This window comes from Novosphingopyxis sp. YJ-S2-01 (assembly GCF_016093175.1).
Taxonomy (GTDB): Bacteria; Pseudomonadota; Alphaproteobacteria; order Sphingomonadales; family Sphingomonadaceae; genus Novosphingopyxis; species Novosphingopyxis iocasae.
The window spans coordinates 2,470,720-2,490,326 of the sequence record NZ_JAEDAI010000001.1 but is presented as its reverse complement, the minus strand read 5'-3'; the positions used below and the strand labels follow the sequence as shown (position 1 = coordinate 2,490,326).

Below are 19,607 nucleotides of genomic sequence, written 5' to 3'. Positions count from 1 at the left end.
CGACCTGATCCTTCAGGCCCGATTGCGGGACGCGGCGGCGGCACGCCTTGAGGTTCAGTCGGTACACATCCCATGAGAGACAGGCAGGAAAATTTGTCTACCTCGCCTAGACACCTCTGATCCATGCACCTCTCGATTACCAGAAGACGGAAGCCACTCACACCTTATTCGGTCATTAACGTGAAGGAGAGCCAAGGAACGGCAGTCACGCTTTTTCTATCTCAACGATACGCCCCTCCGCGAGCCGGATAATCCTGTCGCATCCGGACAGCGTCGACACACGGTGCGCGATCATGAGCAGTGTCACGTTGCGATCCAGCCGATAGATCGATTCCATAATCGCAGACTCAGTGTTCTCGTCCAACGCGCTAGTCGCCTCGTCGAACACGAGGACATCCGCACCTTTGTACAGTGCCCGGGCGATCCCGATCCGCTGGCGCTGCCCGCCCGACAGACGAACGCCCCGCTCACCTACGGTTGCATCATAGGCCCCCGGTTGCCGCGCTATAAAGCTATCGATATCGGCACCACGCGCGGCTTCGACTACCCGGTCCATGTCGATTTCTTCGCGCGCGACACCAAAAGCGATATTCGATGCGATAGTACCATCAGAAAGGTAAATTGACTGCGGTACATGAGCGATCTGAGCTTGCCAGTTGGCGACGGTGTCCTCATCAAGCTTTGTTCCGTCGATGCGTATCTCACCATGCTTGGCAGGGAGCAATCCCATCAATAGATCAATCAGTGTACTCTTTCCGCTACCGGTCTTACCGACGAAGCCGATCCTTTCTCCCTTCTTGATGGCAAGGGAGACTCCGCGCAATGCCGGTTCCCCTTCTTGATATTGGAAGCAGACATCGTTGATCAAGATTTCGTTCGCAAACGGAAGCGGCAATGCACGCTTCGGTCCGCCGGCCGATTTCAGTACCGGAATGCGCAGAAGCTGCGCGATATCGATTATCAACTGACTGCTGCCAGCGAAGGCTGCCCAGCCGTTATAAGCTAGATGGACCAGCGGCAGCAGCCGCTGCGCGCCAATCGCCAACGCACCAAGAACCGGCACCGCTGCAATTAAGCCTCCGGGACTTTGCGCGAAATAAACCGTAATCACCGCGATCATTACGATTACTGCGGTTTCCACCAGAAAGCGTGGTGCAAGCGCGATCATATTGTTAACGACGAGGGCGGAGCGATAACGGTAGTCAAGCTGCGCAAATGCTTGCTCATAGACGACCTGAGAATCGTCGATCAGTATATCACGAAGGCCGCCTAGTCCCTCTTGTACAACCTTAACGCGTTCGGTTGATGCGGCGCCGAGTGTTGACGCATTGCGGCCGAGGCGCGCGCGCGTCAAAAGCGACACGGCGATATAGGTGAAGCCTAGTGAAAAGGCTGCCATGCTGGCTGCGACGGGATCGATAATGAGCAAGCCGACGACGATGAAAACCGATATGACCGCCGCAGCCGCGCCTTGCATCAAAGGCATGAGCACGCCGAAGACGACCGAGTTCAGCTTATCGATGGAAGACAACGCCACACTGGAATTGCGGGTCACGAAATCGTTATAGGGTTGACGCAGCAACCGTCCGAAAATGGTCACGCCGACATCATGCCCGTAGAGCAGAATGAAGCGCAAGTTCACCCAGGTCAGCGCCAGCCGAACCACGCCGGCGACGATGGCGACCGTGATTAAAAGCGCGGCGCCAGCCAGCACGATGCCCGCCTGGCCGCCGCCAAAACGCTCGCCAAGTGCGATTAGCTGCGGATAATCCTGAGCTCTTTCGGGGGCGGTTACCAGCGCCAGAAACGGGAGGACCGCACCGATCGTAGCCAACTCCGCGAAAGCCCCTACCAACATCAGCGCGACAGTAAGAGCGAATAGGCGGCGGCGCGATGGACTGGCCGTCGCTGCCAAAGTGCGCATGGCATCCTTCAATGACATGTCGGCGAACTCTTTACGTGCAGGAATCATGGAGTTGGTCAAAAATTCGAAGTCTTTTTCCGCCCGGTCATCCGGCGGTAAAGGTCGTAGAGACGGGCGAGCCCTTCTTCGTTATTGGGGTAATCATAATAGAACTTCGGCGGTGCAGCTATGATCGCGGCCAAATCCGCTCCCGACAAGTTGAGCTTCTTCGCAATGTAGGCACTTTCGCCATCGACATCGTAATCGGCGTAGGGACTGGTCTCAAGAATTGCCAACGCTTCCTCGCGCGTCGTAGCGCCCGTCAGCAATTCGCTGGCTAGCGTAGCACGGCGATAATCAATGCTATGCTTGATCGGCAGGTAATAGGTCTGAATAAAACGAGTGAAGCGAGATTCGCCATGCTTGGCCCCGTAATATTGCCACCCGTATTCCTGCTCCAGCTTCGCACGGGCGGCCGCCTTATCGTAACTGATCGTGTTGAGCGGGTAGGCGGTTCGAATGCCTTTCATGACGCGCGCATAACCCTCCTGTAAGGCGCCGAATTTTTGACTTGCAAACGCGGAACGCGGACAGTCGGCAGCATCTAAAATAGCGTGAGAATAGCGTGTATCGCGAGCATTATAGTGCCAGGTTTTCGGCAGAATTCCTTCGCTGGCGATATTTCCACCGCTTAGAATGTATTTTGCACCAGCCTTGCGGGCGTTGTCGTGGACCGCTCTTTGTATGGCGACATCGGTCGGCGTTTCGGCTTCTGGCACCGAACCCTGCAGAAAGGCAACTTGAACACGGCGGAAATCCGTCCATGGCAGAACGTAGCTGGCATATCCGAATTTCAGTCGGGTAGCCAGATTGCGAATATTTTCGACCGCAATTTTTGAATTCCAGCCGTTGTCGAGATGTACCGCAAGAACGCGCAGTCCGTGCTCGGCGGCAAGCACCGCGACATAGGAGCTATCCACGCCGCCGCTCACGCCCACGACGCAATCATAGTCGTTCCCGCGTCCCGCCGCGCGAACTTGATCGAACAGGGTTTCAAGCGACGCAGTTCCTTCCGCAGGCGCGGTAATCACGCCCATGCGATTGGCCAGGAAGTCGGTACAATGGTTGCACATACCAGCATCGTCAAATGAGATGAGCGGGTCTGTCGTGTCCATCACGCAACGCGTGCAGATTTGATAAGGGCGGGCCATGAGGGGGCGTTCTCGAAAAATTCGTTGGTTCAGGATCGCGTAGCGAGCGTAGCAAGATCGTCGGATCCGGGATAGCTGACTAGCACCCCCCGGTTGGTATCCTGAAAGCAGAATAGGCTGCCGGATGCAAATGCGCTGGCTTGGGTTTTTTGATTGGCTTCACGAATATGCTCGAATGTGCCGGCGCCGCCCAGTGCGACTACGGGTATTCCTACGGCATCCGCAACCTCGCCGATAAGTTCCAGATCGTATCCACTCATCCGGCCGTCCTGATCGACGCTCTGCACAATCAGTTCGCCTGCACCCATTTCTTCCATCAACCGAGCCACGTGGGCCGGCCCTTCCGACTTGCTCCCGCGCAATGAGAGCGAAGTACGAGGGCGACCGCGCCAGTCGCGCTTCAGATCGAGGCACACGGTGATCGAGGACGAGCCGAACTGTTCGGCCGCGTCGCGCACGAACTGTGGACGGGCCAACGCCGCGGTGCTGATGATGACCTTCTCTGCGCCAGCTTCCAACAGCGCATGAACATCTTCGATCGTACGAATCCCGCCGCCGACCGCCAACGGCATTTGCGCCTCAGAAGCGAGATCGGCCATCAGCCTATCGGTAAAGCGGCGTTGCAAACGCGAGGCAGAAATATCCAGTACGACCAGTTCGTCCACCTCAAACGCATTGAATAAGCTGACGGTGTTTACGCTGTCGCCGAGATCAAGCGGCTTTTTGAAACGCACGGTCTTGACCGCGTGGCCGCGCTCGTCGACCAGAATAACAGGGATGACGCGAGGGCGGAACATGGCTCAAACCCTTTCGAAAAAGCGGCGAAACAAGGCCCGGCCCGCGTCTTGACTTTTCTCCGGATGGAACTGCACGCCGAAAATATTACCCTTCTCGAACACTGCCACTCGCTCGCTTTCATAGGAAAAATGGCTGATGCTATCCGTTTCTTCCAGCCCGTCTACGGTGTATTTATGGCAGAAATAATAGGCTGGATCGGTCCCGTCGGAAGGAAGCAAGCGAGACGCCGGGTCGGGTACCACCGAATTCCACCCGATATGCGGTACCTTATAACGGTAACGGTCCGCCACCTCGAGGACTCGGGCGCGGCCAGTGACCCAGCCCAGCCCTTCACAATCGCCCTCTTCAACGTAATCGACCATGATCTGCATGCCGAGGCAGATTCCCATCACCGGAATTTTTCGTCCCAACACCGCATCCTCGAGCGGCGACACGAGGTCGCGCCGACGCAGTTCGGCCAAGGCGCTGCCAGTATGGCCAACACCCGGCAGGATCAAAAAATCGCTGTTCGCGATAGTATGCGCATTGGGTGAAAATTGCGGTTCGATCCCGATCGCGTTCAGTGCGCGCAGAATCGAATGTGCGTTGCTGTTTGCATAATCGACGACGGTGACGTTCATGGCGGGGAGCCCTAGCTTGCCTTGAAACAGTTCTCCAGTGGCATTGAATGACACCCAGCGTACTTTCGCGATCGACGCTGCGAGATGTTGCACTTAGGCGCCGTATCGCTATGTGCGAGCGCGAGGCCATCATCCTGATCTGATTGAGAGACACAAGCATGCCGAAAAGTGAAGCCGAAATGGCACTCGATGACTTTTTCGTGGAGCGCGAGGGTGAGGGAGCCATGGACGAAATTCGGCAGGTTGACCTAATCGATGCCGGCATTTTGGATTCGTTGGATCTCGTAACGATGTCTGTTTTTCTCGAAAACCGACTAGGTCAGAAGGTGGATTTGGGCGACCCAGCGACGTTCGAAGCCTTTCGGCGCTATCAAACACTCCTCGATCTTTTAAATTCAACTGCGGCCGGATCGGCTCCCATCGGTCCCGACAATAGCTGAGTTATGCCCAATCTGAAGCCCATGTCACTCTTTTCGCGTCTAAAACTACGAGAAGAGACCTCGCCCGATACCGTCGCGGTGATGGATCAAAACCGATCATGGACTTGGCAGGAAATTCTGGATCGTGCGGCAGCCTATCGAGCTGAGCTGGAGAAGCGATCCGAGAGCATAGATTCCGTAGTTGCAGTCCCCATCTTCGTCGATCGCACCGGCGAAACCGTTGCAGCTATTCTCGGTGTGTTGCTCGCAGGCAAAGCTTTTTCACCACTCTCGCCCGATCAACCGGCGGATAGGCTTCGTGCGTGCATGGAAAAGTTGGATTATGCCGATCTTCTGATCGTCACCGATCCCACTCATGTTGAGCAGGCATTGCGGTTCGTAAACCATCCAATCGCCCTTCCTAATGACGCGAAAGGCAAGTTCGAAGGCTCGAGTGAATCAAAGCCCGGCCACCTGCTGTATATTCTGTTTACGTCAGGATCGACCGGTACTCCGAAGGGGGTAATGGTCAGTCGTGATAATATTGATAACACGATGACGTGGAGCGTTGACGTCATCGATTGGAATGAAGAAGATGTCATGGGTAACGTGGCGCCGTTTTTCTTCGATATATCAATGTTCGATCTGTTCACCATGATCTATTTCGGTGTGCCCTTAGCAATTTTTTCAAAAACATCGGACGTTCATACTTCATTGGCTGAGATATCTCAGCATCGAATTACCTCGATCTTTTCCGCGCCAGTGTTTTTTTCGCAGTTCCTGAGGGCCGGAATGCTAGGTGACGTTCGGCTGGCGTCCGTCCGCCGGATCATATCAGGCGGGGATTTCTTTCCCCCAGCGCATGTTCTCGCTTGGTTTAGCGCCTGCAGAGAGATGGCAATATGGAATGTATGGGGGCCGACCGAAACCTCCATAGTCAACACCATGCATCGGGTTGATCAGAGGGATCTGCCAGATTTGCAGAAAGGTCGATATCCGCCGGTTGGTCGCGCTCATTCGCAAATGCCGTTTGTACTTCTGAATGAGGACAATGAGATTGCTCGGCCCAACGAGCCTGGTGAAATTTGCATGATCGGTCGGTGCGTGACGCAAGGCTACCTCGCTGACGAAAAGCGCACGAGCGAGGCGTATTTTGAGTGGCAGGGCGAACCTGCATTCCATACTCGAGATATTGGGGTGCTCAACGAGGAAGGCGAGCTTTTCATGCTCGGTCGAATCGATTCAATGGTGAAGATTGCTGGCTATCGCGTGGAGTTGGGGGAGGTCGAGAGCGCGGCCGCCCAACTCCCCGACATTCTTCTAGGAGCCGCATTTGTTCATGAGATTGAACCTGGCGTAAAGGAAATCCGCCTTGCACTCGAACCACGCGAAGGAGCTTCGCCGGAAATATCCACGCTGAAACGCCGTCTACGCGAATTGCTGCCATCTTACATGGTGCCGAAGCGCCTGTTCCTATTACGCGCGATGCCACGATCTTCAAATGGCAAAATCGATCGTCGTGAATTGGCTGCCAAATATGGTGCGGGGCAGTGAAGGGGTTTGCTCTCGCATGCGAAGGCCGTGTTCTGCCGGAGTGGATTGACCGCAATCGACATATGAATATGGCCCGCTATCTTGGTCTGTTTGACGAGGCTTGTGATGCGCTACTCTCGCGCAGCGAAATAATAGAGGCCGGAAACGATCTCACAGTTGTTGCGGGCCGTGTACAAATGGCCCATCGCCGCGAACTGTTCGAAGGTGAGCATTGGCAAGTCTGGTCGGGTCTTGCATCCGTCACCGAAAAATCAATCGTGTTCGTACACCGGTTGCTCCGCGAGAACAAGGTATGCGCTACTTGCGACATTTACAGCGCGCCATTCTCAATGGCGAAGCGCTCCCGCACTACCATAGACTGCGAACAGGTACGGCGTCTGTTAAAATTGGTAGTGCCTGGAATTCGTGATCCGTTTGCCCTATCGATCGAAGGCGACGCATGATATCGAACTGTGAAATTGTAATATTTGTCGTCGATGGAAAGGCAAACCATGTCGGGCTGTCAATACCCGATCATGGCCTCGCCGATCTGTCTTTACTGGGGGCGCGGATTGTCCCTTGGTCTTCTGAGCGCATGCCAAAAGGGAAGCGAGTTTTCTTTGCAATCCATTTAGAAGAACGGGAGGCCGCGCTGGCATTCTTGGCTCGACCCGGTTTGCTTTGCGCGCCTATTCTTGCACAGGAACGAGCGAATCGAGGCTGGCATCTAACCCCGGACGCTCCTGACTTTGTACGAACTCTACGCAACAGTCGCTCGCGTGATGCCGCTGATATGAACTGCGTAGAATGGATAGTGCACGCGTTAGAATTGGGCGGATTAAAGATGCCGGACGATATAATGACGCCAACCGAGCTTCTTTCTTGGTGCGTCGAGAACGCTAAAAGTGTGGAAAGGTAGGCATTCCTTGATGACTACCGATAACTCAACCTTCAAGCAGTTCATAGAGCGCGGCTACCACGATGTCGGTGTTCACGAATGCGAGTTCGTTTTTCTATATACGGACTTGCGAACATTTGGACGGGAGATAGCAAACTTTACTTCTCGTCAGAACTTTTTTCAGTCCCTTATTGATCCAATGGTAGATCGGGGGCAAACCGTATTGGTTCCCACGTTCACATACACATCACATGGCATCTTCGATGTGAATGCTACGCAATCGCGACTTGGGGCACTGAATAAAGACGTTATTGAATTTCCCTCGGTCAGGCGCTCTACGCATCCCTTGTTTTCTGTTGCAGCCTTGGGGCCCAAAGCCGATATCGTTGACGACATCGGAAAAAGTGCTTTCGGCGCTGACAGTGTGTTTGAGCGCTTGGTGGGAGAGACGTCCTCATTCCTCCATGTTGGTCGACCTGTCGCGATTGGAAACACGATTGTGCACTATATCGAGCAGTCGTGTGGTGCTACCTATCGCTATAACAAAGCTTTTCCTACCAAGGTATATTGCGGTCAGCAGTATCTGGGCACGGACTATACGGCTTTCTTGAGAAGGCGCGATGTGGATGGTTGCGATTTCGATTTCGTATATGGTTTGTCGAGTGAGGAGTTGCACGAAGGTTTAGATGTTAAAGAAGTAGGTTCCAACAAGGAGCATACCAACCTGTCTTGCTATTCCGTTTCTTCCGCCGTCAAATTCCTGACGAAAGCATTCTATAGTAATCCATCGGTTTTCATTGGCGAAAACTTTATGGAGTACGAATAAGCCTTGTTAGGCTGTGCGCGCCGCTTGCTCAGGGCTCGTATACTTGACCGTTGACAATCACCGACCCTGGAAAATTGCTGCCGTAGAGTGCAACCTTTCCCACAATCGTTGATCTTCCCTCGTACGTACCGCGCGGATATCCGGTACTAGCGAACCCCTGCCTCATGGTACAGTCACGATAAATCGCTCTCGTCGACCAAGGAAGAACGGCGCCTGCCACGCACAGCATCTTGCACCGATCGAACAGGATGTTTTGTTCGTCGGACAGGTCAAACAGCGGGCCATCCGACCGGTCTTCACGATAGACCTTGCCGTTTGGTGATAGAGCGGGATTGTCGGTAAACAAGCATTCAACGAATTGGGTTGCACGTTCAGGGTCGACATCGCCGAACGGTCGGACCGCGGTGCCCACGATCAGACAGCGTTGGAAGCGAAAATAGGGTTTGGCGGACCAGAGCGACCAGCTTGTGGTGCCGACGAAATGGCACTGAAGGAAGTGACAGTCTGCACTGTCGCCGCTGTCTGCTACCATTCCATTCGCAGCATTGTCGATGAACTCGCAGTCTACGAAACGATGGCCCCGATTGATCTTACCGCCTTCCGCTTCAATATCGAAACCGGCAGAAGGCGCGCTCGAAAGCGCTGCGCGACCGGTTCGATTAAATGCACATTTTTCAAAGCGCCAGCTTCGGCCACCGACGAGACTGCATCCTTGACGTCCATTGTTCTCGCACCGAACGTTCCGGGCGCGCCTCACAACTGTCGATGCCAAATCCTCGTCATCGAGGCCATCGATCATCATGCCATCTTGTGGATGATCGTGAGTGTGTACGTTTTCGATTATTTCATCGTTGCGATTGTCTCGAAGAAAGATTCCAGACCCACTGATCTGTATTCCGGTGTCACCATATCCACTCCCAATCTGCATGGCTCCCGCGTTACCGTCGAGGGTAACGTTGCGAATTACTATTGGTCCATTGCTCCGTGCAACAGCGATCATAGCTCCATAAGGCTCTGCGATAGTCGAGATATCGAGGAACGGCATTACATGTACATGCGGTTTGCCAGTGACGCGATCGAAGCTGCCGTAGCGTAGGCCTGCTGCGGCGCGGATTGTTGCACCGTTACCTTCCACCACCAGTCCATATCTTAAATCGCTAAATTCGAGGAGGCGGGCAGGTTGATACGCGTAACCCGGAGCGCCCGCGTGGGCGCGCGTCTGAAGTCCGACGACATAGACCGAACCAGTATTCAGAACGATGTGGCCGCCACCACGTTGATCAATCGCTTCAGCCAATAAGGTGAACGCCAGGGTATCGTTCGACCTCCCATCGCCGCGAGCACCGAACATCTCCGGGCTGAGCGGTTCTTCCGCTTTCAACGCCCGGCTGCTCGCTAGGCCAAGCAAAGCCCCGACAGTTCCTTTTAACGCTGTCCGCCTGCGTATCGTTCTCAGGGTGATCACCCTCTGATGTTCGTTTCACCGTCTACGGCGCTCACGAGACCTTCTGCGAGCAATGGGCTAAGGTGGGCCATTACGTCGTTCGCAGATAGCTGCACCCTGTCGGCGAGCGCTATCAAATCGTTCGATCCATCAGCATAAGCGATCACGTTTGTCAGGTTCCGTACCGCATTCGCAGAGCCTCGTTTGCTAGTGTTGGGATATAATCCTCGTTTTCCTAGTTGCGGCTCTCCTAAAACCTGAACTGTATAAAAGTAATTGTTCTCCAAAAGGTCTATTATTTTGCCATAAACATCGAAGGAGCCTTGCAAGCCCTTCGCAGTAATCAGGCTCAAATTGTCTGCAGAGGTATGATATTCGGGATAATCCCAATATTTGCTGCGCATAACAGATGCTACGGGCAAATCGATGCCAGGAGCGCAATATTGACGCTCGTCGCTGCCCCGCTCCAAAAAGCTGTAAGCCTCATAATTACCGACATAATGATGCAGACAGTGTTTGGCCGCGCGATCGGCAAGAGTGTTGCCATAGCGTGATGGCATAAAGGAGTACTTCCGCTCGTCCCCGACGCAGGTCAAAATATAGCCGGCCAAAACATTGCTTTGAAGTGTATTCAAATTTCGCGAGAGATAGACGATCGCGCCAATGGTTTCGGGGGAAAAAACGAACCGATAACTATAGCGCAAATCATCTTTACTCGATAACCATTGAGCAAGTGCCAACGCCAGAATTGGCCCGGAAAGCTCGTTGTTCGCCATTGATGGATGACAGATATAGGTGGAGAAAAGAATCTCTTTAGAGCAGCGGCCTTTTATTAAATAATCAGCGTAATCTAACTGACCGTGCTCCGATAGCGAAGAATCGATCACCACATGGTACGTTTGCTCGGTTAAAGCGCTACGCTTGCGGTCAGTGAGGCAGAAGCCCCAACGTCGTGCGTAGTAGCTCGTCACATAGGGTATCCAGTCAGGTCGTTCTGGAAGGGAATGGAGATGGTCTTGGAGTTCCGCCAAACTCATTCTGCGATCAATCGGTTCGGAATAACCTACAACATGAAGGTTGTTGTCGGCGAAATCGACAACTCGATTGCCGGCCTCATCTTCAATGTAAGCTTTGGTTATGTTCCATTCAGGAGGAACTTGCCAATCGAATACCGGTTCTCCACTAGCAATGCTGTGTCGTTTCAGTCCAGGTAGGCGTTCTTCTAAATAGTCAAGTGTTTGCCGAACCCCAGCGCCGGTCAAGCTACGACAGATGGGAAAGAGATCCTCCGCCCACGCCATCATATTTACACCGGCCGTATCGGGGGAAAAAGTGTTGCTATCGCTGCTAGCGGTCATAATTTGCGATCGATTTTTCAGCTATACTAGTTGTCAAGATTGGGACCAGCCGACTGTTGCAAAATACCGAACTTTAATTCAGCCATTGCCCAGTCTTCATTAGTGTCGATATCTTGTACCTCCAAATCGGGCATTTCGATACCAATGGTTTTATCCGTGATGAATTGTCCAGTCCGTTCAAGCACGGGGACCCGGAAAACATAGAATTGGCCAGCGTCGTGAAAGGCCGGGGGCAAATCTTGTGACCGTTTTGGCGCGTGTTCTGGCCAATTATAAAACACTTGGTCCGATTCGCGTCTGAAGGAACGCCAGATCGGAAAGCTGAACCGAGCTATCGGCATGACGCAATCAGCCTCTGACATACTCAGGCGTTCCGCCGCTACAGTAAGTTTTTCTGGAGTCACGAAGGGGGCAGTAGGATAGATGCAAGCCGCAATGTCGGGAGTCACTCCTCTAGCCCGGTATTCGGCGATCACTTCAACGAGCACATCAGCCGTCGATGCATAATCGTCAGCGGCTTTGGCCGAGCGTAAGAATGGAACATCCGCTCCGTGCTCGCGCGCAACCTCGGCGATTTCCGCGTCGTCGGTCGAAACCATTACGTGCTCGAATAAGCCCGAACTTAATGCTGCTTCGATGCTATAAGCGATGATCGGTCGGCCGCAAAAATCTTTGAGGTTCTTGCGCGGGATCCGCTTGCTGCCCCCGCGGGCTGGAATGATCGCGATCATAGAGTTCGCTCTTCGTGCGGGGAAAGAGTGTTACATCTGGAGCGCGGGTTTTTGCGCGCCCTAAAAGGTTTGCGAAACCAGACCGTAAGATTGCGTCGGTTCTCTAACGGCAGGAGAGGCCGCAGTAGTTCCTTCGCTCCATCGATCGGATAGCGGACCGAAATACCGCCTTTCAAAAGAAATGCGAATCTTTGCGCGTAGAATTGGGAGATCGGTATCACGCCGAATCGACGCCCCAGTTCCCGGAGGCCCTTACTGGTGAAAGCGTTCACATGTTGCAGTGGGCTGAGCGGATCTATCTCAGAGGCCGAAGGGGAAGTACCTGAACCTAGCTTCTTTAGCGCGGACCGGAGCGCGTTCTGGCCAGGGACGGAGATGCGCAACAGCCCGCCGGGGCGCAGGCCCGATTGAATCAGTGTCATTGTGGTGTCCGTATCAGTTACATGTTCCATGACCTGTTCAAGGTTTATGAAATCAAAGTTTGCGCCATCGATTTCCGCGAGAGTGGTTGTGCGGATGCCCTTCATGGCGGCCAGTTCCGTGCGACTTTTAGAATAGTCAAATCCATAAGAGGCGCATCCCAGTTTACCGGAAATCTCAGCCCAGAGTCCAAGACCCATGCCGTAATCGAGGGTCTTCAATTCGCTCAGGGGGGTTTTTAAAATAGCGGCGGCAGTCATTAGATCATGGGCGTCGCGACTAAGCTTGGGGTTATCGGTCAACCAGGCAAATCGAACTTTCTCCCGGTCGGTCAACTCATCGCTGATCCATTCTCCGTAGAGGTCTGCAAGCAATTCCTCATTGCCGACCCAACTCTGATAAATCGTGCTGCAAACCGGGCATTGCACCGCTTCGTAGTCCTGCTCTCCCAACGAGCCTTCAGGTGCGTTGCATTGCAAGGCGACAACCGGCCAAAGCTGGTCGCTTTTAAATTTCGTGCGTGCCAGTACGTCCTGCAATTCGGAAGCACAGGATGGGCATGAGTCGCGCCGTTCGAAAGAATACATTATCTTGCCTTCTTCCGACTTCAGAAGCGAGCCTCTCCGACATCAAATTGATTTGGACGGGTGACTGCGCCAAACAATGCTCTTATTATTCGCATATTAGCTCGCAAGCGTCGATCAAAGCGGGGTGCGTCAGCGCGGGGCGTACCTGCGACGGGAATTTCTTCGAATGATACACCAGCCTTCAACGCGTTAATCGCCAGTTCTGTTCCGATACCTTCATGGTGGTCGAAACCGCCGTTAAGTTCCCACAGTCGCATGTCGTAGCCCTTCATGCCGCACAGAATATCATTCGCGCCGAACCGGGCGCGAATAACCAAGCCCATGATTGTTTCCGCAACGCGTTGTTTGTGCGGCCGAACGCCCAACACAAGCGGCATGTGGCGCCCAATGAGAGCTTCGCGATACTTCGCCACCAGCGCCGGATCGTGCTCGCCATCTGCATCCATCGTTACGATGTGAGTGTAACCCGCTTCAGCTGCGGCGTCGAAGCCAGCAGAGAGGGTGCCGTCGTAGCCAAGATTAGCGACGTTGCGCACGACAATTGCCCCAGCCTCACGCGCCCGATCGCCAGTTGCGTCCGGCGAGCAATCGTCGACCACGATTACATCAGCATGCTCGCGAGCGGAGCGCACGACCGGGCCGATCGTGCGTTCCTCGCGGAATGCGGGGATGACGACGACTAGCGAAGCGCGTCCCAAACCACCTCCGCGCCGCGCGCCAGATCGCGCGTCAGGACCTTACCCAGCACATCGTCGGCATGGGCAGGCGAGATCGCCCCTTCCGGACAGGGCCGCAGCGCCTCGACATTGTCGTTCGTCAGCGTAGTGCCGGCGGGAAGATCAGCCGCGGCGCGCAAGGCACGACGCTGGATTACGATCGTCTGCATCTCATTGCCTTCGACACGCTTCACACCGTCGCCCATCGCCAGTTCCAGTTCGCGCGTGGCGTCCACCATGGCGCGCCAGGTAACCGGGTTCAGCGCGAAAGCGTGATCCGGACCAATACGTGCGTTGTCGTCGGTGAAATGTTTTTCCACCACGCGCGCGCCCAGCGTCACGGCCCCCAGCACCGCCGAGTGGCCCGGCGTGTGATCGGAGAGGCCGAGCGGCATCCCCGGCCAGCGTTCGGCAAAGGTCTTCAGGACGTTGAGATTGACGAAGCCGAAATTTTCGAGGCTACCGGTATAATTGGTGTTGCACTGCATCAGGCAGATATCCGGATTATGCGCCAGCGCGGCCTCTACCGCGCTTTCGGTATCGGCCATGTCGGCCGCGCCTGTTGCCAACAGCACAGGCTTTCCTTGCTGCGCAATTTTTTTGATCAGCGAATGAAAGGTGATGTCACCCGATCCAACTTTGTAAGCGTTCACGATGCCGGAAAACATTTCCACTGCTTCCGCATCATAGGGCGTGGTCATGAATTCGATGTCGGCTTCGCGGCAGGTATTGACCAGCTCCTGCGTCCAGTCACGCCGGGTATGGTACTGATCATAAATTTGATCGACTGGTTTTTCCCATGCGGCTTGGTGCGAAACCTGACCGACACCGTTCGAGAATCCCACGTCGCTGACGATCTTGTTGGCCTGAAAATGCTGAAACTTAGCGCAATCGGCGCCAGCTTCCTTGGATTTCCAAATGAGGTCTTTGGCTCTGCCGAGGTCACCGTCGTGATTGGCGGCGATGTCTGCGATAAAGTAAGTCGGGCTGCTGTCGGAAATCTCGCGATCCCCGATCTTAATGGCCTTACTGTATGTCATTTTCTGCTCCGATAGGCATCCACGAGGGTGCGAACCACCTGTGGTAGATCCGGTAAGGGATGATCCAATAGCGCGGCAGCACGGGAGACGTCCAGCCCGAGGCTCTTCGGACGGGGTGGATCAAGCGCTGCAACTGAACCGGAGCTGGACTTGGTCAGCTCAACGCCCAATTCGTCAGCGATCGCACGAATGAAAGCTTCTTTCGAGTAGATTTCGCGAGCGGCAAGATTAAGCACCCCGGATGTTCCGCGACGCGCCAAGGTTAAAGCGGCGCGCGCAAAAGAGCCAGTGTCGATGCTGGAGGTGTAGGCATCGGCGAACAGCGTCATTTCCTGGTCTTGAAGAACGGCTTGGATCGCCCATTCGGCGAAGGACGGTTTTTCCCATCCGCGCATTCCGACGATGCTTGTGCGAAGCGTCAATGCTTCTGCATTTAATGCCGCGAAACGCTCGCCCGCCAATTTGGTGGCGGCATATTGGTTGAAGACGGTAATCGGCGCGTCTTCGTTATGCGGAATCGGGCCGTTGCCTGCAAAATAATGATCGGTGGAGACATGTACCAGCTTCGCGCCGGTCTTGCGCGACCATTGGGCCAATGTGATGAGCGGCTCGGCATTGATCCGGTAAGCAAGGCCGATATCAGCCTCGCACGCGGCGACATCGACGAGCGCGGCGCAATTGACGATGATGTCCGGTCGCTCGGCTTCCAGCGTAGCAGCAAGAGCATCGGGATCCGTGATATCCAGCGCGATGTCGGCTTGGCGACGCGCTGCTCCCCGTGCCGTGATGCCCTGCTTACTCGCCTCTGCGAGAAAGGCCTGGCCCAGAAGGCCGGTGGCGCCGAGAACGAGCAGCGTCACCGAGCCTTCCCTCACGCGAGCGGGCCGGTGCCGAGTTGTGCTTCGATTAGGCTGCGTAGCTCCTCAACCGTCAGGAAGTCTTCGTTCGATCCGCTGTCATAGCGGAATCCCTTGGGAACTTCGGTCGCGCCCTCGTCCAGATAGGTTTTGCGCAGCCGCTCGTTCCCGCTGGGGAGCAATGCGTAATATTCTCCGATATCGACGGTATTGAGACTGTCGCTCTCGGTGATCATTTCCTCGTGGATTTTCTCGCCGGGACGAATGCCCACTACCGGTTTGTCGCAGCCCGGTGCAATCGCTTCGGCCACGTCCTCGATTCTATAGCTCGGGATTTTGGGGACGAATAATTCACCGCCGCGCATGTTTTCGAGCGCCCAGAGCACCATGTTCACGCCTTCGGCGAGCGTGATGTTGAACCGCGTCATAGTGGAGTCGGTAATCGGGAGTTCACCGGTCTCACGGCGTGCGAGAAAGAAGGGGATCACCGATCCACGGCTGCCCATCACGTTGCCGTAACGCACGACCGATGCGCGCAGGTCGCGTGAACCACTGATATTGTTAATGGAAGTAAACAACTTGTCTGAACACAACTTCGTTGCGCCATACAGGTTGATCGGAGCAGCAGCTTTGTCGGTCGACAGCGCCACGATGCGTTTTACTTCGGTGTCGAGACAGGCTTCGATCAGATTCTGTGCGCCAAGAACATTGGTCTTGATGCATTCGAAAGGATTGTACTCGGCCGCCGGCACCTGTTTCAACGCGGCTGCGTGTATTACGATATCGATGCCTTCGAGCGCGCGACGGAGACGATCCTGATCGCGGACATCTCCGATGAAATAGCGCAGCTGCGGATATTCAGTTGGCGATAAATGCTGCTGCATTTCGAACTGCTTCAACTCGTCACGCGAGAAAATCACGATCCGGTTGACTTCGGGATGATCCGCGAGAACGCGTTTGATGAACGCCTGACCGAACGAACCGGTACCGCCGGTAACGAGAATGGATTTGCCAGAAAGCATGGAGGTTCCTTATTGCCGCGAAGCGCTCTAAGGGCACACGCTAAACTGTCAAGCGCACTCGGCGGAGCTCGCGAAGCGCTCTGAACTTCTTACAGATGCGAAACACTGGGGTTAAACAGATATGTGCGGTATCAGCGGCTTACTCAGCCAGACATCAGTTTCTACTGATAGCGTGCGCACCATGGCAGACGCCCTGCAGCATCGCGGACCGGACGATAGCGGCGTATGGACCGACAGCGAGTGTGGAATTGGTTTGTCACACCGTCGCTTGTCGATCATCGATCTCTCGCCATCGGGTCACCAGCCCATGGCTTCCGCATCTGACCGTTATATGCTCGTCTTCAACGGCGAAATTTATAATCACCGCGATATTCGCAAAGCGCTGGAGTCCGAGGGCGCTTCCCAGGAATGGCGAGGCCACTCCGATACGGAAACGCTTCTTGCGGCGATCGATAGCTGGGGCCTCAAGGCGACCCTTGGGCGCACGACCGGAATGTTCGCCTTGGCGCTGTGGGACAAGCGAGAAGGAACCCTATCCCTAGCTCGCGATCGTTTCGGAGAAAAACCGCTATATTACGGGTGGGCCGGGGGCGTTTTTGCATTTGCCTCCGAACTGGGTTCTATTCGAACGCTGTCGGGGTTCGACAATCCAGTCAATAGGGCCGCGCTGTCAACCTTGCTTTCGCGCACCTATATTCCAGCCCCGCTTTCCATCTATCAGAACATCTACAAGCTACCGCCGGCTACCATTCTGACGGTAACGCGAGATGCGGTGGCGAAGCCACGCACGCAACCGTTGCAAGAAGGGCAACGTGACGGGGCGAATCTGAAAACCTATTGGTCTTACCGAAGCGTCGTGCAAGCCGGTCTCGGTGATCCGATTAGTAGTCTGGAAGAGGCGACCGATGCGGTAGAAGCAGGTTTGCGTGAGGCGGTATCGAGTCAAGCGGTGGCCGATGTACCGGTCGGTGCTTTTCTGTCGGGTGGCTTCGATTCGTCCACGGTGGTGGCTCTCTATCACGCCGTTACCTCTGGGCAGATAAAGACCTTTTCGATCGGTTTCGAAGAAGCTGGCTTCGACGAAGCGGTCTACGCCCGCGAAGTGGCGGACCATTTCGGTACGGATCACCACGAGATGTACGTAAGTGCGACCGACGCACTTGCCGAGATTCCTCGCCTGCCACAAATGTATGGCGAGCCCTTCGCCGACAGTTCGGCGGTTCCTACGCATTTGGTGAGCGCTTTCGCGCGCCGGCACGTTACCGTGGCGCTTTCCGGCGACGGTGGAGATGAACTTTTCGGCGGTTACAATCGCTACCTGCATGCACCTCGCCTGTGGGGCAGTTTGTCTCGGTTGCCGGCACCCGTACGGCGTTCGCTGGCAGGGGCGGGCGGGCGGCTTCCCGACACGGCGTGGACCATCCTGGGATCGATCGCGGCACGTCGTCGGCGTCCGCCATTTTTCGGCAGTAAAGTTAAGAAGGCTCTGCGTACCGCAGCCCGCGCGCAGGGACTCGATGACGTGTTCGCTTCGCTTTTGGATGAATGGCATCTGGTCAATACACCCGTGTTGGGTGTGGACAGCCACCAACGGCCAGCGCTCGACATGGACCTCGGCGCGGGGGCGCCGGATGCAGTGCGGATGATGTATGCCGATGCTGTTAGCTATCTTCCGGATGACATTCTCGCGAAGGTTGATCGCGCCGCGATGGCTTGCAGTCTCGAAACGCGCGTTCCCTTTCTCGATCACAATCTGGCCGCCATCGCCGCACGCGTTCCGCTGGAGCACAAAATTGCCGGTGCCAGCACCAAGCATGTGCTGCGTCAGGTACTGTACCGCCATGCTCCGCGCGAACTGTTCGAACGTCCCAAGGCGGGCTTCGCCCTCCCGCTAGGTCCGTGGCTGCGCGGCCCCTTACGCGATTGGGCCGAAGATCTGCTTGATCCTTCCCGCATGCGGCAGGAAGGCTATCTCGATCCAGCTCCTATCCGCACAAGGTGGAAGCGCCATCTGGATGGAACCGCCGAGGATACACCGGCTCTTTGGGCCGTGCTGATGTTCCAGGCTTGGTTGCGCGAGAATGGCCCGGCATGAAAGGCAGGCTCGCGCTTTCGATCAACACAAGCTGGAACCTCGTCAATTTTCGCAGCAATCTGATCGAACGATTTCAAGCTGAGGGATTCGAGGTGTTTGCCCTGTCGCCGAATGATGGGCATGGTCCTGCACTCGAGGCGATGGGGGTGCGCCATGTTCCGCTAGACATCGATAGCAAAAGTCTTTCGCCATTACACGATGCTGGCCTGGCCTTTCGGTATCGGCAAATTTTGAAAAAGCTGCGACCAGATGCCTTTCTCGGCTGGACGATTAAACCGAATGTGTACGGTTCCTTGGCGGCGCGGTCGCTCGGCATTCCGGTCATTAACAATATCTCCGGGCTGGGAACCGCGTTCATCAAGCAGGGACCGGTGACGCATGTCGTGCGCGCGCTTTACCGCCTGGCACTGGCACGGGCATCGACGGTATTCTTTCAAAATCATCATGATCGCGCTTTGTTCGTCGATCAGCGTCTCGTAGGGGAGGGGCGCGCCGCATTACTGCCCGGCTCTGGAATCGACCTGACTCAATTTTGTCCGGGAGAAGGGGCGGGCAGGGACATATCGCCACCGACCTTCCTGATGGTCGCGCGCTTGTTGCGAGACAAAGGCGTCATCGAATTTGCTGATGCAGCGCGGATCGTTCGAGGACGCACTCCTCATGCGGAGTTTCGTCTGCTCGGTTTCTTGGACGCGCCAAACCGCACTGCCATCGGTCGAGATATGGTTGACGCGTGGGAGCAGGAAGGAATCTTGCGGTATCTAGGCGAAACGAATGATGTGCGCCCGCATCTTGCCGAAGCTACGGCGGTGGTACTTCCTTCCTATCGCGAGGGCATGCCGCGTTCGTTACTCGAAGCTGCGGCTATGGGCCGTCCGCTTGTAGCGACTGATGTACCAGGCTGCACGGAAATCGCGCGAGAAGGGGAGAATGCGGTATTGTGCAAGGCGCGCGATGCCATGTCCTTGGCTGACGCTATCACTGTTATGATCGAACGGTCAGCCGAGGAACGCAAGGCGATGGGTCGTGCAAGCCGATTGATTACTGAACGCGAGTTCGACGTCCGCATAATCGAGGACCGCTATCTGGAAGCGATTGACCGAGCCTTACTCGCTGACGGTTAGCCGTA

18 protein-coding genes are annotated in these 19,607 nt (G+C 55.3%); 6 read left to right on the top strand and 12 right to left on the bottom strand.

Translation table 11 applies throughout. From position 1 onward, the window contains the following. Positions 1 to 205 precede the first annotated feature (205 nt). The 4 genes from I6A82_RS12185 to hisH are packed head-to-tail and all read right to left on the bottom strand — an operon-like array spanning position 206 to position 4,532. The gene (locus I6A82_RS12185; protein ID WP_198095089.1) at positions 206 to 1,984 is read right to left on the bottom strand and encodes an ABC transporter ATP-binding protein; all 1,779 of its coding nucleotides are present in this window, start codon (positions 1,982 to 1,984) and stop codon (positions 206 to 208) included. Further along, the gene (locus I6A82_RS12180; RefSeq protein WP_198095088.1) at positions 1,981 to 3,114 is read right to left on the bottom strand and encodes an N-acetyl sugar amidotransferase; all 1,134 of its coding nucleotides are present in this window, start codon (positions 3,112 to 3,114) and stop codon (positions 1,981 to 1,983) included. Before I6A82_RS12180 ends, I6A82_RS12185 begins: the two co-directional genes overlap by 4 nt. Positions 3,115 to 3,143: 29 nt before the next feature. Continuing rightward, complete coding sequence (locus I6A82_RS12175; RefSeq protein WP_198095087.1) at positions 3,144 to 3,911, bottom strand: HisA/HisF-related TIM barrel protein; 768 nt, start codon at positions 3,909 to 3,911, stop codon at positions 3,144 to 3,146. A gap of 3 nt (positions 3,912 to 3,914) precedes the next feature. Further along, complete coding sequence (hisH, locus tag I6A82_RS12170) at positions 3,915 to 4,532, bottom strand: imidazole glycerol phosphate synthase subunit HisH (RefSeq protein WP_198095086.1); 618 nt, start codon at positions 4,530 to 4,532, stop codon at positions 3,915 to 3,917. Positions 4,533 to 4,690: 158 nt separating this feature from the next. On the opposite strand from hisH, the gene I6A82_RS12165 reads away from it, so the two are divergent. From I6A82_RS12165 to I6A82_RS12150, 4 genes are all read left to right on the top strand, one after another. Beyond that, on the top strand, positions 4,691 to 4,972 hold the full coding sequence (locus I6A82_RS12165; protein WP_198095085.1) for a hypothetical protein: 282 nt from the start codon (positions 4,691 to 4,693) through the stop codon (positions 4,970 to 4,972). Positions 4,973 to 4,975: 3 nt separating this feature from the next. After that, on the top strand, positions 4,976 to 6,505 hold the full coding sequence (locus I6A82_RS12160) for an AMP-binding protein (protein ID WP_198095084.1): 1,530 nt from the start codon (positions 4,976 to 4,978) through the stop codon (positions 6,503 to 6,505). Beyond that, a complete protein-coding gene (locus tag I6A82_RS12155; RefSeq protein ID WP_332310969.1) occupies positions 6,502 to 6,948 on the top strand; it encodes an acyl-CoA thioesterase in 447 nt (148 codons plus the stop codon). Before I6A82_RS12160 ends, I6A82_RS12155 begins: the two co-directional genes overlap by 4 nt. Positions 6,949 to 7,413: 465 nt before the next feature. After that, on the top strand, positions 7,414 to 8,208 hold the full coding sequence (locus tag I6A82_RS12150; protein ID WP_198095082.1) for an AAC(3) family N-acetyltransferase: 795 nt from the start codon (positions 7,414 to 7,416) through the stop codon (positions 8,206 to 8,208). 28 nt (positions 8,209 to 8,236) lie between these two features. Here I6A82_RS12150 and I6A82_RS12145 read toward each other — a convergent pair whose 3' ends face one another. The 8 genes from I6A82_RS12145 to pseB all read right to left on the bottom strand — a co-directional run bounded on the left by I6A82_RS12145 (position 8,237) and on the right by pseB (position 16,383). Continuing rightward, a complete protein-coding gene (locus I6A82_RS12145) occupies positions 8,237 to 9,589 on the bottom strand; it encodes a right-handed parallel beta-helix repeat-containing protein (protein WP_198095081.1) in 1,353 nt (450 codons plus the stop codon). 80 nt (positions 9,590 to 9,669) lie between these two features. Then, positions 9,670 to 11,010 (bottom strand): DUF4910 domain-containing protein, encoded by a 1,341-nt coding sequence (locus I6A82_RS12140; RefSeq protein ID WP_198095080.1) that lies wholly within the window; start codon positions 11,008 to 11,010, stop codon positions 9,670 to 9,672. Positions 11,011 to 11,036: 26 nt separating this feature from the next. After that, the gene (gene pseF, locus I6A82_RS12135; RefSeq protein ID WP_198095079.1) at positions 11,037 to 11,741 is read right to left on the bottom strand and encodes a pseudaminic acid cytidylyltransferase; all 705 of its coding nucleotides are present in this window, start codon (positions 11,739 to 11,741) and stop codon (positions 11,037 to 11,039) included. Next, positions 11,738 to 12,748, bottom strand: a complete 1,011-nt coding sequence (locus I6A82_RS12130) for a class I SAM-dependent methyltransferase (RefSeq protein ID WP_198095078.1) — start codon at positions 12,746 to 12,748, stop codon at positions 11,738 to 11,740. Before I6A82_RS12130 ends, pseF begins: the two co-directional genes overlap by 4 nt. A gap of 20 nt (positions 12,749 to 12,768) precedes the next feature. Beyond that, positions 12,769 to 13,446 carry a glycosyltransferase family 2 protein gene (locus I6A82_RS12125; protein ID WP_198095077.1) on the bottom strand — a complete coding sequence of 226 codons (678 nt, stop codon included), beginning with the start codon at positions 13,444 to 13,446 and terminating at the stop codon, positions 12,769 to 12,771. Beyond that, positions 13,428 to 14,504 (bottom strand): N-acetylneuraminate synthase family protein, encoded by a 1,077-nt coding sequence (locus I6A82_RS12120; protein ID WP_198095076.1) that lies wholly within the window; start codon positions 14,502 to 14,504, stop codon positions 13,428 to 13,430. The genes I6A82_RS12125 and I6A82_RS12120 overlap by 19 nt, the downstream gene beginning before the upstream one ends. After that, a complete protein-coding gene (locus tag I6A82_RS12115; protein ID WP_198095075.1) occupies positions 14,501 to 15,364 on the bottom strand; it encodes an SDR family oxidoreductase in 864 nt (287 codons plus the stop codon). The genes I6A82_RS12120 and I6A82_RS12115 overlap by 4 nt, the downstream gene beginning before the upstream one ends. Before the next feature lie 11 nt (positions 15,365 to 15,375). After that, entirely contained in the window at positions 15,376 to 16,383 is a 1,008-nt protein-coding gene (pseB, locus tag I6A82_RS12110) for a UDP-N-acetylglucosamine 4,6-dehydratase (inverting) (RefSeq protein WP_198095074.1), read from the bottom strand. 121 nt (positions 16,384 to 16,504) lie between these two features. On the opposite strand from pseB, the gene asnB reads away from it, so the two are divergent. Continuing rightward, a complete protein-coding gene (asnB, locus tag I6A82_RS12105; RefSeq protein ID WP_198095073.1) occupies positions 16,505 to 18,478 on the top strand; it encodes an asparagine synthase (glutamine-hydrolyzing) in 1,974 nt (657 codons plus the stop codon). Further along, the gene (locus I6A82_RS12100; RefSeq protein ID WP_198095072.1) at positions 18,475 to 19,602 is read left to right on the top strand and encodes a glycosyltransferase family 4 protein; all 1,128 of its coding nucleotides are present in this window, start codon (positions 18,475 to 18,477) and stop codon (positions 19,600 to 19,602) included. Before asnB ends, I6A82_RS12100 begins: the two co-directional genes overlap by 4 nt. Positions 19,603 to 19,607 lie beyond the last annotated feature (5 nt).